This is a genomic window from Micromonospora sp. NPDC048169 (assembly GCF_040652815.1).
Lineage (GTDB): Bacteria > Actinomycetota > Actinomycetes > Mycobacteriales > Micromonosporaceae > Micromonospora.
Map to the genome: position 1 here is coordinate 71,526 of NZ_JBEZMS010000019.1, position 12,642 is coordinate 84,167.

Genomic DNA, 12,642 nt, shown 5'->3' on the forward strand with positions numbered 1-12,642 from the left:
GGGGGATGCGCGACGGGGCCGGAAACCGTGGCCGCGGGTGCGGTGCCGGGGCTTTACCGGGCGGGGCCGCCCACGGCTGAACCGCCGCGGGCGCCACGCCGCGGCCCCCCGATATCCGTGGGCCACCGCGAGCGGTATCGGCCCGAGATCAGTATGTACGGGCCGAGTTGACGGCGGATGCCGTGGTGTTGACGATCCGTGCCGATTCCAGGTGACGGGCCCGGTACGCCTGCGGCGTCTCCCCGTGCGCGGCCCGGAAGACCCGGCTGAAGTGCGCCTTGTCCCGAAAACCCCAGCGGGCGGCGATGACCTGGATCGAGCGGTCGCCGAGTGCCGGGTCGGTGAGATCGCGACGGCACCGGGCCAGTCGCTCGTCCCGGATGTACGCGGCCACGGTTGTCTCCTCGTCCTCGAAGAGCCGGTGCAGCGAGCGCAGCGAGATGTGATGCGCGTCGGCGATCCGGCCCGGGTCCAGCGTGGCGTCGCCGAGATGCTGGCGCACGTACCCGTGCACCTGTTCCCGCAGCGCACGCCGCCGGATCTCGGTGGGCACCGCGTCCTCGGAGACGAGGTTGCGCCCGAGCAGCGTGGCGACCAGGTCCAGCCCGACGGCGCCCAGCCGCTCCGCGTCCGCCGCGTGGTACTGCTCGGGGTGCGCGGTGATCCGGGTGAGGAAGTCGGCGACCAGCGCGCCGACGCCCTCGGAGCCGGACATCCGGCCGGCGAACAGGCGGGCTAGCCGGCGGTGCGGCAGTGGCAGCGCGTCGTACGGCATGAGGGCCACGATGGAGCGGGCGTACGCGGGACCGGCGGCGTCGGCGTGGTGGCTGACCTCGTGCGGGCGGGAGCAGTCGTAGAAGGTGAGGTCACCGGGGCGGCACCGGGCCCGCCGCCCCTCCTGGTCGGCCTGGCTGGTCCCGGTGAGCGTCAGCGCGAGCAGGTAGTAGTCCGGGTCGGAGCGCTGGATCAGCTTCGAGGTGCGCACGCAGTCCACCGACGGGTAGCGGTAGCGGATGAGCCGCATCGGGCCCAGTTCGATGAACTCCGCGCGGGCGACGAAGTCGTCGGCGTGCGCGGTGTGCACCCGCAGCGGCGTCGGGATGCCCGCCAGCATGTCCAGCCACATGCCGAAGCGTTCCCGTGGCGGCAGCGCCGCCGTGTCGAGGACCTGGCGTTGCAGCTTTCCGTCCATCAACGACCCCCGTGGCTCGTCACTCCTGCTCTAAGCAGGACGCCCCACGGGGTCGAAAAGCGACACCCGTGGGGCGTGACGTCCGTCATTGACGGATCGACGAGCCTTCTGTTAGGAGTCCGTTCAGTCGTTCAGCACGTGGGCCAGCCGGTCCCGGAACCGGCGCTCGGAATCGGTCACCGTGTCACCGCCCAGACCCAGGATGCCGCCGGTGGAGGCGGCACCCACCACCTGCTCGGCGATCTCCACCAGCCAGTGCCGGTACGCCCCGGCCTGCCCCTCGTCCACCCGCGCGCCGAGCAGTGCGGACGCCTGCCCGGCCCGGGCCAGCACGTCCTCGATCATCGCCTTCGGGTCGTCCGGCGTGATCACCGGCAGCTCCGCCCCGGTCTCCGGGTCGCCCACCCGGTCGACGACCTCACCTGCCACCGCCGCGACCAGCGGGCTCGCCGACTCCCGGCCGGCGGCGATGGTCTCCAGCCCGGCGGCGTTCTCGGCCATGGTCCGGCGGGTGCCGTCGGACTCGGCGGCGGCCGCGGCGGTGATCACCGACTGCGGCAGCCCCACAAGCAGTCCCCACTCCTCGTCGGAGACGCCGAACCGGGTGTACGCCGGCTGCTCGATCACGATCAGGCCCCTTTCGCCGTGGTCGTCGTTGTCGACGGGCGCCCCCGTGGCGCCCGGGTCAGGCTAGTCCAGCGTCAGCAGGCCCTGTTCGGACACCACGCGCACGGACAGCGTCTTGTAGCCCACCTCGTCGAAGAGCACGGTCATCCGGTCCTCCTCGTAGCTGAGCACCAGGCCGGAGCCCCACTCCGGGTGGCGGACCTGACTGTGCACCGGGAACGGCCCGACCGCGCCGTCACCGGCCACACTGGTGCCCGCGTGGCAGTTGTCGCAGTGCGCGCAGACCTCGTTCATCTGCTCGCCGAAGTACGCCAGCAGAGCCTGGCCGCGGCAGCCGGTGGTCTCGGCGAAGGCGCGCATCATGTCGGTACGCGACCGGGTGACCGTCTGCTGCCGTTCCGCCTCGGCCAGCGCGGCGCGGCCGGCCTCGACCGCCGCCGGGGCGTACCGGGGCGCGCCGATGCGCTGCTTGGCCCGTGGCTCGGCGGCGCCGACCTGCTCCAGCAGGGACAGGTACTGCCCCAGCTTGCGTGGGCCGAGACCGGTCAGCTCACGCAGTTCCTTGCGGTTGCGGGCCTTGCCGCGCAGCACCGCCGCCAGTTCGGTCAGTTCCTTCTCGTCGGGCAGCCCGCCGCTGAAGTAGCGCTGGAGCCCGACGTCCTCGGAGCGCCACAGCAGCAGCACCCGGGCCGGCGAGCCGTCCCGCCCGGCCCGGCCGATCTCCTGGAAGTAGCTGTCCGGCGAGTCGGGCAGCGCCATGTGCACCACCCAGGCGATGTTCGGCTTGTCGATGCCCATGCCGAACGCCGACGTGGCCACCATGATCGGCACCCGGTCGGCCAGGAACGCCTCGTGCAGCTCGTGCCGGGCCGCAGTGGGCATGCCGCCGTGGTAGAACTCGGCCGGGAAACCGGCGCCGGTGAGCCGCTCGGCCAGTTCCTCGGCCGCCCGGCGGGTCGGCACGTAGATGATGCCGGGCCGCTCGTCGTCGCGCAGCAGGGCGATGAGCCGCCGCCACCGGTAGTCGTCGGTCGGGCAGTAGGCCACCTCCAGGAAGAGGTTGGGCCGGTCCAGCCCGGAGACCACCACCTCCGGCTCGCGCAGCCGCAGCCGGGCGATGATGTCGTCGCGTACCGGCGGGGAGGCGGTCGCGGTGAGCGCCACCACCGGCGGCCGTCCCAGGCCGTCGATCAGGTGGCCGAGCGCCAGGTAGTCCGGGCGGAAGTCGTGGCCCCACGCGGAGATGCAGTGCGCCTCGTCGATCGCCACCAGCGCCGGCTTCAGCTCGCGCACCTCGGCCAGGCGGTCCGGATTGCTCAGCGCCTCCGGCGTGATGAACAGGAACTCCGCGCGCCCGGCCCGGATGTCCTCGATCGCCTCGGCCTGCTGCGCGGCGCTCTCGTCCGAGCTGATCCGCACCGCGCGCAGCTCCGGGCGCTGCCGTTCGTTGAGCGCGGCGATCTGGTCCTGCTGCAACGCCAGCAGCGGGGAGATCACCACCGTCGGGCCGGGGATCAGGCTGGCCGGGATCTGGTAGATCGCCGACTTGCCGGCGCCGGTGGGCAGCACCACCAGGGCGTCGCGGCGCTTCATCACGGCGCGCATGGCGGCGAGCTGGTTGGGCCGCAGCGCGGTCCAGCCGAACAGGTTCCGCGCCGCCCGGCGCAGGCTGGTGGAGTGCGTGGTCAGTTTCATCAAGCGCCTCAGCTACCCCCGGCGATCCCGCCCGAAACCGGCGCCGCCGCTCACCGCCCGGCGCGGGATCAGCGGCGGAACATGGCCCGGATCGCGATCAGCAGGAACAGGCCGCCGACCACCAGGCCGAGCAGGCGTACGCCGGGGATGTCGGCGGCGCTGGTGGCGTCGGCGAGCGGCAGGGCGGACATGTGGGAACTCTCCCACGGGTGGTCCCGGGACGCCAGCGGCTAACAGTAAGGATTGTTGACTATTTAGCTGCGCGGTGTGACCATGGCAGCACCCGCCGGTCCTGGCGGGTCCGTGGGGGAGACGGGGGTACGACAGCACATGAGCGAGCGGACCGTGGGATCGACCGGAGACCTGGCGGCGCTCGCCGCCGCCGTCCTGCAACCCGGGTTCGTCGGCACCACGCCGCCGCCGTGGGTGTGCCGCTGGCTCGGCGAAGGGCTCGGCTCGGTCGTCCTGTTCGCCCGCAACGTCGTCGACAACGAGCAGGTCGCCACGCTCACCGCGAACCTGCGCGCCGAGCGGCCGGACGTCATCGTCGCGATCGACGAGGAGGCCGGCGACGTCACCCGGATCGAGTCGGCCCGGGGCAGCTCCCGGCCCGGCAACTACGCGCTCGGCGCGGTCGACGACCCGGCGCTGACCGAGGAGGTCGCCCGCGACCTCGGCGCCGAACTCGCCGCCGTCGGCGTGACGCTCGACTACGCCCCGGACGCCGACGTCAACTCCAACCCGGCCAACCCGGTCATCGGGGTGCGCTCCTTCGGCGCCGACCCGGAACTCGTCGCCCGGCACACCGCCGCCTGGGTACGCGGCCTGCAGGCCGGCGGCGTGGCCGCCTGCGCCAAGCACTTCCCCGGCCACGGCGACACCCGGGTCGACTCGCACCACGACCTGCCGCGCATCGGCGGCGACCGGGCCCGCCTCGACGCTGTCGAACTCGCCCCGTTCCGTGCCGCCGTCGCGGCCGGGGCGCAGGCGGTGATGACCGGTCACCTGCTGGTGCCGGCGCTGGACCCGGAGTTGCCCGCCACCCTCAGCCCGCGCGTGCTCGGCGGCCTGCTGCGTGAGGAGATGGGCTTCGGCGGCGTGGTGGTCACCGACGCGGTGGAGATGCGCGCGGTGGCCGACCGGTACGGCTTCACCGGCGCCGCCGTGCGCGCGCTCGTGGCCGGGGCCGACGCGATCTGTGTGGGCGGGGAACGGGCCACCGAGGCGGACGCCCGCGAGCTGCGCGACGCGATCGTCGCGGCGGTGATCAGCGGGGAACTGCCCGAGGAACGGCTCGCCGAGGCGGCCAAGCGCGTCGGTCAGCTCGCCGCGTGGAGCGTCGCCGCCCGCGCCCGCCGGACCGCCGGCCCGCCCTCGGCCGGGAACCCACCGATCGGGCTCGCCGCCGCCCGCCGGGCGGTACGGGTCACCGGCGACGCCGGGCTGCTGCCGCTGGCCGGTCCGGCGCACGTGGTGGAGTTCGCGCCCGCACGCAACATCGCCATCGGCGAGGAGACGCCGTGGGGCATCGCCGCGCCGCTGGCCCACCTGGCGCCGGGCACCACCACCGCCCGCTACGCCGCCGACGCCGTACCGGCCGATCCAGGAGCGGCGCCGGCCGGCCGGCCGCTGGTGCTCGTGGTGCGCGACCTGCACCGCCACGACTGGATGCGGGACGCGGTACGCCGGGCGCTCGCCGCCCGCCCGGACGCGGTGGTGGTCGAGCTGGGCGTGCCCGAGCTGGTCACCGGCGCGGTGCACCTGGCCACCCACGGCGCGACCGCCGCAGCGGCGCGGGCCGCCGCCGAGGTGCTGACCGGGGCACGCTGACTCCCGGCCCGGCCGGGTGGGGAGGTCCCCCGGCCGGGCCGGGCCTCACGGCTTGTCGGCCAGCAGGTCGGCGTACTCGGGGTGGCGTTCGATGAACGAGGCCACGAACGGGCACTGCGCCACCACCCGGCCGCCCCGGGCACGGACCTGCTCCAGCGCGCCCCGGACCAGCGCCGCGCCGACGCCCTTGCCCTGGAACCGGTCGTCGACCTCAGTGTGGGTGAAGACGAGCGTCTCGCCCCGGGGCGTGTACGCGGCGAACCCGCCCAGCGCGTCGTCCACCAGGATCTCGAAGCGGCGCTCGGCGGTGTTCTCCTCGACCAGAAAACTCACCGGATCATTCTCCCTCCGGGCCCGGCCAGCCGGTCCAGTTCGACCAGCAGCCGGTCCACCTCGTCGACAGTGTTGTAGTGGTAGACGCTGGCCCGCACCGCGCCGCCGTCGGCGCGCAGGCCCATGCCCTCGAAGTACTCGTAGGCGTAGTAGTCGCCGTGCGACAGGCACAGGCCCGCCTCGCCGAGCGCCGCCGCCGTCCGTGCCGGGGCCAGACCGGCCACCCGGAACGACACCGTGGGGCAGCGCCGGGCCGGTGCGGCGTACACGGTCACGAACGGGCGGTCGGCGAGCCCGGCGAGCAGCCGGTCGAAGACCGCCTCCTCGTGCGCCCGCGCGGCGGCCAGCCCGGCGCGCAGGCGTTCCCGGCGATCGCCGGTCGCCTCCGGGTCCAGGCCGGCCAGGTGGTCCACCGCGGCGGTCACCCCGGCCAGCAGCGGGAAGCTCGGCGTGCCGTACTCGAACCGGTCCGGCACCGCGTCGGCGGAGGGGAGCAGCTTCGCCGGGCGAAGCTCCGCCCACCGCCGCGGATCGGCAACCATCGCCGCCAGGTGCGGACCGGACCACTTGTACGCGCTGGTCACCAGGAAGTCGGCGCCGAGCGAGGCCAGGTCGGTCGGGCCGTGCGGCACGGAGTGCACGCCGTCCACGCAGAGCAGCGCCCCGGCCGCGTGCGCGGTCTTGGCGATCGCCGCCACGTCCGGCACGGTGCCGATCGCGTTGCTGCCGGCGGTCACCGCCACCAGCCGGGTGCGGTCGGTGACCAGGTCGGCGTACTGCCCGGCGGGTAGCTCGCCGGTCGCCGGGTCGAACTCGGCCCAGCGCACCGTGGCGCCGGACGCCTGCGCGGCCTGCACCCACGGGCGGACGTTGGCGTCGTGATCCAGCCGGGACACCACCACCTCGTCGCCCGGACGCCAGCCCGCGCCGAGCGTGCGGGCCAGCGTGTACGTCAGCGCTGTCGCGCTCGGCCCGAGCACCACGCCCGACGGCTGCGCGCCGAGCAGGTCGGCGACCGCGGCCCGCGCCCCGGCGACCAGGTCGAGCGCCCGGCGGCCGGGCGGGAACGCGGTGCTGCGGTTACCGGTGGCGGCACGCATCGCCCCGGCCACGGCCTCGACGACGCCGGCGGCGGTCTGGGTGCCCCCGGCGCCGTCGAAGTGGGCGAATCCCTCGCCCAGGGCAGGGTAGGCGGCCCGGACCCGGGCGACGTCGAAAGCCATTCCGGCACCCTAGCGCGCACCCCGGACACGCCGCCCGGCGTGGCCTCCCGGCACCGGTGGGCGAAGGCGCCGTGGCGCGGGCCGCCTATCCTTGGGCCGGTGACGATCCGACGCGCCACCTCCGCCCCCGCCCGCCGCGCCGCCGGTCTGCTCGCCGGCCTGGCCCTCGGCGCCGCACTGCTCGCCGGATGCAGCTCCGAGGGCGCCGAGACCGACTGCGGTCTGGACGCCTGCACGATCACCTTCGACCGCGGCGTCGAGGCCAGCGCGCGGATCCTCGGCGTCGAGGCCAAGCTGGTCGGCGCCCAGGGCGACCAGGTGACGGTCGAGGTGGCCGGGGAACAGCTCTCGCTCACCGTCGGCCAGCAGGCCACCGAGGTCGCCGGCTTCCAGGTCAGCCTGGACAGCGTCACCGACCAGCAGGTGGTGCTGCGGGTCGCCCGCGACCTCAACGGCTGATCCGTTTCGGCCGTCCCGGCGGGCGCGGACGTTTGGAAAATCGCCCGCCGGGAGATTGAGGGCTCATGTCTCTCACCCGGAATGCCGGAGCCACCGCCGCCCAGGCTCGAAACAGCCGGTGGCTCGAACTGTTGACCCGTGCCGGATTCATCGGTTACGGAGTTGTGCACCTGCTCCTCGCCTGGCTGGCGCTGCAGATCGCCTTCGGGAACTCGGGCGAGGAGGGTAACCAGAACGGCGCGCTGCGCACCCTCGGTGAGCAGCCGCTCGGGAAGTTCCTCCTGATCGCGATGGCGGTCGGCCTGTTCGCCATGGCGATCTGGCAGGCCTTCGAGGCGATCTCCGGCCACGTGTCCCGCACCGGCAAGGAACGGCTGTTCGAGCGGATCGCCTCGGCGGTCCGGGTCGTCGTGTTCGTCTGGCTGGGCTGGACCGCGATCAAGGTCTTCCAGGACGCCAGCGAGAACGCCTCCGACCAGCAGCAGCAGTTCTCCGAGAAGCTGATGGCCTCCGACGGCGGCCGGTGGCTGGTCGGGCTGGCCGGCCTGGCGCTCGCCGCGCTCGGCGTCGGCATGGTGATCTACGGCCTGAAGAAGAAGTTCGAGCGCAACCTCAAGACCGGCGAGATGAGCCCGAAGACCCGCCAGCTCACCCGTCGGCTCGGCATGGCCGGGTACGCCTCCCGGGGCGCGGTGTTCGCCATCGCCGGCGGGCTGGTCGTGGTCGCCGCGGTGAACTACGACCCGGAGAAGGCGCGTGGCCTCGACGCCGCCCTGCGTACGCTGCGCGACCAGTCGTACGGGCCGTGGCTGCTGGCGCTCATGGCGCTCGGCATCGCGGCGTTCGGTGTCTACTGCTTCTTCCAGTCCCGGTACCGCAAGGTCTGATCCTGGTCGATACCCGGGCCGCCGGGCACCATTGGGCCCTTGCCCGATTCCGCCCGGTCGGAGGGAGAGAGAGTTCGTGCAGAGTTACGTCGTGACCGTCGCCGCCGCGCTCGCCGCGGCGGCGATCGCGTTGGTGCTGGCCCAGGTGGTGCACCGGGTCATCCGCCGCCTCGGCCGCCGCTCGCTGCTGATGACCGAGCTGACCGAGCACGCGCACCGCGCGTTCCAGGTCGCGCTCACGGTGGCCGCGGTGCAGTTCGCGGTCCGGTTCACCACCGGGTACGCGGTCGGCAGCCCGTGGCGGCAGTTCGTCCTGCACACGCTGGTGCTGGCGACGATCGCGGCCACCGCCTGGCTGGTGGCCTCGCTGCTGGTGGTGGCGGAGGACACCGCGCTGGCCCGGTTCCGGGTCGACGTGCCGAACAACAGGCACGCCCGCCGGGTGCGTACCCAGGTGGTGCTGCTGCGCCGGCTGACCATCGCGGTGATCGTGATCCTCACGGTCGGCGTGATGCTGATGACCTTCCCGGCCGTCCGCGGGGTGGGCGCCGGTGTGCTGACCTCGGCCGGTGTGATCGCCGCGGTCGCCGCGCTGGCCGCGCAGAGCCTGCTCGCCAACGTCTTCGCCGGTCTCCAGCTCGCGTTCAGCGACGCGGTGCGCCTGGACGACGTGGTGGTGGTCGAGGGGGAGTGGGGCCGGATCGAGGAGCTGACGCTCAGCTACGTGGTGGTGCAGGTCTGGGACGACCGACGGCTGATCCTGCCCACCTCGTACTTCACCAGCCGGCCGTTCCAGAACTGGACCCGTACCGAGGCGGCGGTGCTCGGCACCGCCGAGTTCGAGCTGGACTGGGCCATCCCGGTGCAGGCGATGCGGGAGGAGCTGCGCCGCCTGTGCGAGGGCACCGAGCTGTGGGACGGACGGGTCTGCGTGCTCCAGGTGACCGACGCGACGGGTGGCCTGGTCAAGGTCCGCGCGCTGGTCAGCGCCGCCGACGCGGGCAGCCTGTGGGACCTGCGGTGCCTGGTCCGCGAGCACCTGGTGGCCTGGGTACGCGACCAGCGCCCGACCGCCCTGCCCCGGCTGCGCGCCGAGATCGGCGAGGCCACCGGGCCGCTGCCCTGGCAGGCGGCGCAGCCGCGCCGCCCGGTACGCCGCCCGGCCGGCACCGAGGCGCCCGACGACGCGCGGGTCTTCGGCGGCAGCGACGACGGCGACGCCCGCAGCGAGGTGTTCGTGGGCCGGGAGGAGCACGCCGAGGCGCGCGGCTGACCCCGTACCCCGATCGGAGCCCCCGGCCGCCCACGGCGCCGGGGGTTCGGCGCGTACGGGCGGCTTTCCGGCCGCACGGGTTTGGCCGGGCCGTGGCGGGGGACGTGGTGCGCACGCCCCGGATCCGGTGCCCGGCACCGGCTTGCGGCGGCGCGCGGCCGGACGTACCGGCCGCGCCGCGCAGGATTGACGAGCGGCGACTCCGGGCATACAGCGCGGTGATGACGAAAGGAGGACAGCATGGCTGACGTCGCGAGTCGCAGCACGTCGCGGACCGGGAGCGAGCCGTCCACCGCCGAACTGGTACAGCGCGCCACCGAGCAGGTCACCCGCCTGGTGCGGGACGAGCTGGCCCTGGCCCGTGCGGAGCTGACCGAGAAGGGCAAGCACGCCGGGATCGGGATCGGTCTGTTCGGCGGCGGCGGGGTGATGGCGCTCTACGGCGCCGGGGCCCTGGTCGCCACCGTGATCCTGCTGCTGGCGCTGGTCATGCCGGCGTGGCTCGCCGCCCTGATCGTGGCGGTGGCGTTGTTCCTGCTCGCCGGGATCCTGGCGCTCGTGGGCAAGAAGCAGGTCAGCCGTGCCGTCCCGCCGGTGCCCCAGGCGACGGTCCGCAGCGTTCGGGCGGACGTCGAGACGGTCACCGCCGCGGTGAAGGACGGGAGGCGGGCATGACCGGTAACGGGACCGGGGACGTGGCGGCGCTCCGGGAGGAGATCCGCCGGACCCGGGTGGAGCTCGGTGAGACGGTGGAGTTGCTCGCGGCCAGGGCCGATCCGAAGGCGCTGGTGCGGCACTCGGCCGAGCAGGCGAAGGCGCGGATGCGTGAGCAGGCGTCGCTGACCGCGGCCCGGGTGCGCGGGCGGGCGGCCCAGCGGGCCCGGCTGGTCCGGGCGCAGGCGTACGAGAAGGGCGAGGCGGTCGGGCGCAACCCGTTGCCGTGGGCGGCCATCGCGGCCGGCGCGCTGGTGACGGCGGTGGTGCTGGTGATCGTCCGAGGGAGGCACAGGTGAGCGGCAGGGTCGGCAAGGCGGCGTACAAGCCGGTGGGGGTGCTGCTCGGCCTGGCCGCCGGCGCCGTCGCGGGGGCGGTCTTCCGCCAGGTCTGGAAGGTGACGGCGGGCGACGGCGAGGCGCCGAGCGCCACCGACGAGGACCGCCGCTGGGGCGAGGTGCTGGCCGCCGCGGCCCTGCAGGGCGCCATCTTCGCGGTGGTGCGGGCCGCCGTCGACAGGGGCGGAGCGGTGGGCGTACGCCGGTTGACCGGTCGCTGGCCGGACTGACGAGAAGGCCGGAAAAGGCCCCTTTCCCGAGCGCGGGGAAGGGGCCTTTCGCATGGCTCCGTCCGGTCCGCGCGGCGGCGCTCGCGCGACCTTCAGGTCACATGTCGGAGAAATTTCCTCCGCTAGGCTGTGCGAAGTTTTTGCGTACGTGGTTTGCTTTCTCACGCTGTTGAGAGACGCGTGGGTTGAGAGAAGTCTCCCGCATGGGGGCCGCCTCAGGCGCCGCTGCTCGAAAACGGCCAATCGGCCGCACGGCGTGCTCGGCCGCCAGTTTTAGAAGGAGATACACATGGCGCAGGGAACCGTGAAGTGGTTCAACGCTGACAAGGGCTTCGGCTTCATCACCGTCGACGGCGGGGGTGCTGACGTGTTCGTCCACTTCTCGGCCATCCAGACCAGCGGCTACCGCACGCTGGAGGAGAACCAGCGGGTGGAGTTCGAGATCGCCCAGGGTCAGAAGGGTCCGCAGGCCGAGCAGGTCCGCCCCATCTGAGCTGACCGCACCGGCCGCGCCGGCCGGTGCCGGAAGCCCCGCATCCCGTACGGGAGGCGGGGCTTCGCCTTGCCCGGTGGCTCAGCGGCGCCGCGCCCGCATCCCCCACCAGAGCCCGGCCAGTCCGAACAGGATCAGCACCGGGCCGACCACCGCCCAGATCCGCCTGTCGCTCATCGCGCTGCCCTCGACGTACCCGAGACCCAGCACCGTCCACAGCGCACCGATCACCACGGCGAGCAGCCCCAGGGTGAGCCGGAACCAACCCCTCATCGTTCCCCCTCCGACGACGACAGTCCCGCTCCAGCATGCCCGCCGCCGCGTACACCCGGCGACGCCGCGCCGGCCGGTCGGTTCACCACCGGTCGTGCACCTGCGGGCGGATCAGCTCGTCGTAGGTGGCCCGCACCGCGGCCAGCTCCACCTCGGTCAGCGCCGGCTGCCCGGCCGCCTCGGCGTTGCGCCGCGCCTGCTCGGGGGAGCGGGCGCCGGGGATCACCACAGTCACGCCGGGCTGGTCGAGGATCCACCGCAGCGCGAACTGCGCCATCGTCCGGTCGTCGCCGACCAGCGGCGCGAGCCGGCGTACCGCGGCGAGGCCGCTGTCGTAGTCGACGCCGGAGAAGGTCTCGCCCACGTCGAACGACTCGCCGTGCCGGTTGAACGTGCGGTGGTCGTTCGCCGGGAACGTGGTGTGCTCGTCGTACCGGCCGGAGAGCAGGCCGCTCGCCAGCGGCACCCGGGCGATGATTCCCACCCCGGCGGCAGCGGCGGCGGGCAGCACCCGCTCCAGCGGCTTGTGCCGGACCGCGTTGAGGATGATCTGCACGCTCGCCACGCCGGGCCGGGCGATGGCGGTGAGCGCCTGGTCGCAGGTCTCCACGCTGACGCCGTACCCGGCCACGCGACCCTCGGCGACAAGCGTGTCGAGCGCGTCGAAGACCCGGTCGTCGGCGAAGACGGCGGTCGGCGGGCAGTGCAGTTGCACCAGGTCGAGCGTGTCGACGCCGAGGTTGGCCCGGGACCTGTCGGTCCAGGCCCGGAAGTTGTCGAGCGTGTACGCCTCCGGCGTCTGCTCCACCCGGCGGCCCATCTTGGTCGCCACGGTCAGCCCGTGCCCGGGACGGGAGCGCAGGAACCGGCCGATCAGCGCCTCGCTGCGGCCGTCGCCGTACACGTCGGCGGTGTCCAGGAAGGTGACGCCCGAGTCGACGGCGGCGGCCAGGACGGCGAGCGCCGCGTCCTCGCTGACCTCGCCCCAGTCCGCGCCGAGCTGCCACGCGCCGAGTCCGATGATGCCGACGTGCCGGCCGAGCCGGTCGAAGCTGCGCTGTTCCACCCGGCCGAG

General features: G+C 73.8%; 16 protein-coding genes. 8 read left to right on the forward strand and 8 right to left on the reverse strand.

What is annotated here, in order from left to right; translation table 11 throughout:
- Positions 1-148 precede the first annotated feature (148 nt).
- The 4 genes from AB0D28_RS18175 to AB0D28_RS18190 all read right to left on the reverse strand — a co-directional run bounded on the left by AB0D28_RS18175 (position 149) and on the right by AB0D28_RS18190 (position 3,705).
- Positions 149-1,192, reverse strand: a complete 1,044-nt coding sequence (locus tag AB0D28_RS18175; RefSeq protein WP_357387064.1) for a helix-turn-helix domain-containing protein — start codon at positions 1,190-1,192, stop codon at positions 149-151.
- 123 nt (positions 1,193-1,315) lie between these two features.
- A complete protein-coding gene (locus AB0D28_RS18180) occupies positions 1,316-1,819 on the reverse strand; it encodes a hypothetical protein (RefSeq protein ID WP_357387066.1) in 504 nt (167 codons plus the stop codon).
- 63 nt (positions 1,820-1,882) lie between these two features.
- Positions 1,883-3,514 (reverse strand): RecQ family ATP-dependent DNA helicase, encoded by a 1,632-nt coding sequence (locus AB0D28_RS18185; RefSeq protein WP_357387067.1) that lies wholly within the window; start codon positions 3,512-3,514, stop codon positions 1,883-1,885.
- 68 nt (positions 3,515-3,582) lie between these two features.
- Complete coding sequence (locus AB0D28_RS18190; protein WP_013285408.1) at positions 3,583-3,705, reverse strand: hypothetical protein; 123 nt, start codon at positions 3,703-3,705, stop codon at positions 3,583-3,585.
- Between the two features lie 139 nt (positions 3,706-3,844).
- Between AB0D28_RS18190 and AB0D28_RS18195 the strand changes: the two genes are divergently transcribed.
- A complete protein-coding gene (locus AB0D28_RS18195; protein WP_357387070.1) occupies positions 3,845-5,344 on the forward strand; it encodes a glycoside hydrolase family 3 protein in 1,500 nt (499 codons plus the stop codon).
- A gap of 45 nt (positions 5,345-5,389) precedes the next feature.
- Here the strand turns inward: AB0D28_RS18195 and AB0D28_RS18200 are convergent, their stop codons facing one another.
- Positions 5,390-5,677, reverse strand: a complete 288-nt coding sequence (locus AB0D28_RS18200) for a GNAT family N-acetyltransferase (RefSeq protein WP_357387072.1) — start codon at positions 5,675-5,677, stop codon at positions 5,390-5,392.
- A complete protein-coding gene (locus AB0D28_RS18205; protein ID WP_357387074.1) occupies positions 5,674-6,900 on the reverse strand; it encodes a cysteine desulfurase-like protein in 1,227 nt (408 codons plus the stop codon). The genes AB0D28_RS18200 and AB0D28_RS18205 overlap by 4 nt, the downstream gene beginning before the upstream one ends.
- Before the next feature lie 99 nt (positions 6,901-6,999).
- On the opposite strand from AB0D28_RS18205, the gene AB0D28_RS18210 reads away from it, so the two are divergent.
- The 7 genes from AB0D28_RS18210 to AB0D28_RS18240 all read left to right on the forward strand — a co-directional run bounded on the left by AB0D28_RS18210 (position 7,000) and on the right by AB0D28_RS18240 (position 11,294).
- Positions 7,000-7,359: a hypothetical protein gene (locus tag AB0D28_RS18210; protein ID WP_354867092.1), complete on the forward strand. Its 360-nt coding sequence runs from the start codon at positions 7,000-7,002 to the stop codon at positions 7,357-7,359.
- Positions 7,360-7,424: 65 nt separating this feature from the next.
- Positions 7,425-8,246, forward strand: coding sequence for a DUF1206 domain-containing protein (locus AB0D28_RS18215; protein ID WP_357387076.1), 822 nt, complete (start codon positions 7,425-7,427; stop codon positions 8,244-8,246).
- Positions 8,247-8,322: 76 nt separating this feature from the next.
- The gene (locus tag AB0D28_RS18220; protein WP_357387078.1) at positions 8,323-9,519 is read left to right on the forward strand and encodes a mechanosensitive ion channel family protein; all 1,197 of its coding nucleotides are present in this window, start codon (positions 8,323-8,325) and stop codon (positions 9,517-9,519) included.
- Positions 9,520-9,759: 240 nt separating this feature from the next.
- Positions 9,760-10,194 (forward strand): phage holin family protein, encoded by a 435-nt coding sequence (locus AB0D28_RS18225; protein WP_357387080.1) that lies wholly within the window; start codon positions 9,760-9,762, stop codon positions 10,192-10,194.
- Entirely contained in the window at positions 10,191-10,532 is a 342-nt protein-coding gene (locus AB0D28_RS18230; RefSeq protein WP_357387082.1) for a DUF3618 domain-containing protein, read from the forward strand. Before AB0D28_RS18225 ends, AB0D28_RS18230 begins: the two co-directional genes overlap by 4 nt.
- A complete protein-coding gene (locus AB0D28_RS18235) occupies positions 10,529-10,801 on the forward strand; it encodes a DUF4235 domain-containing protein (protein ID WP_357387084.1) in 273 nt (90 codons plus the stop codon). The genes AB0D28_RS18230 and AB0D28_RS18235 overlap by 4 nt, the downstream gene beginning before the upstream one ends.
- A 289-nt stretch (positions 10,802-11,090) precedes the next feature.
- On the forward strand, positions 11,091-11,294 hold the full coding sequence (locus AB0D28_RS18240) for a cold-shock protein (protein WP_007075740.1): 204 nt from the start codon (positions 11,091-11,093) through the stop codon (positions 11,292-11,294).
- 81 nt (positions 11,295-11,375) lie between these two features.
- Here AB0D28_RS18240 and AB0D28_RS18245 read toward each other — a convergent pair whose 3' ends face one another.
- Both AB0D28_RS18245 and AB0D28_RS18250 read right to left on the reverse strand, forming a co-directional pair.
- A complete protein-coding gene (locus AB0D28_RS18245; RefSeq protein ID WP_357387086.1) occupies positions 11,376-11,567 on the reverse strand; it encodes a hypothetical protein in 192 nt (63 codons plus the stop codon).
- Between the two features lie 82 nt (positions 11,568-11,649).
- Complete coding sequence (locus tag AB0D28_RS18250) at positions 11,650-12,633, reverse strand: aldo/keto reductase (protein ID WP_357387088.1); 984 nt, start codon at positions 12,631-12,633, stop codon at positions 11,650-11,652.
- Positions 12,634-12,642: the final 9 nt, after the last annotated feature.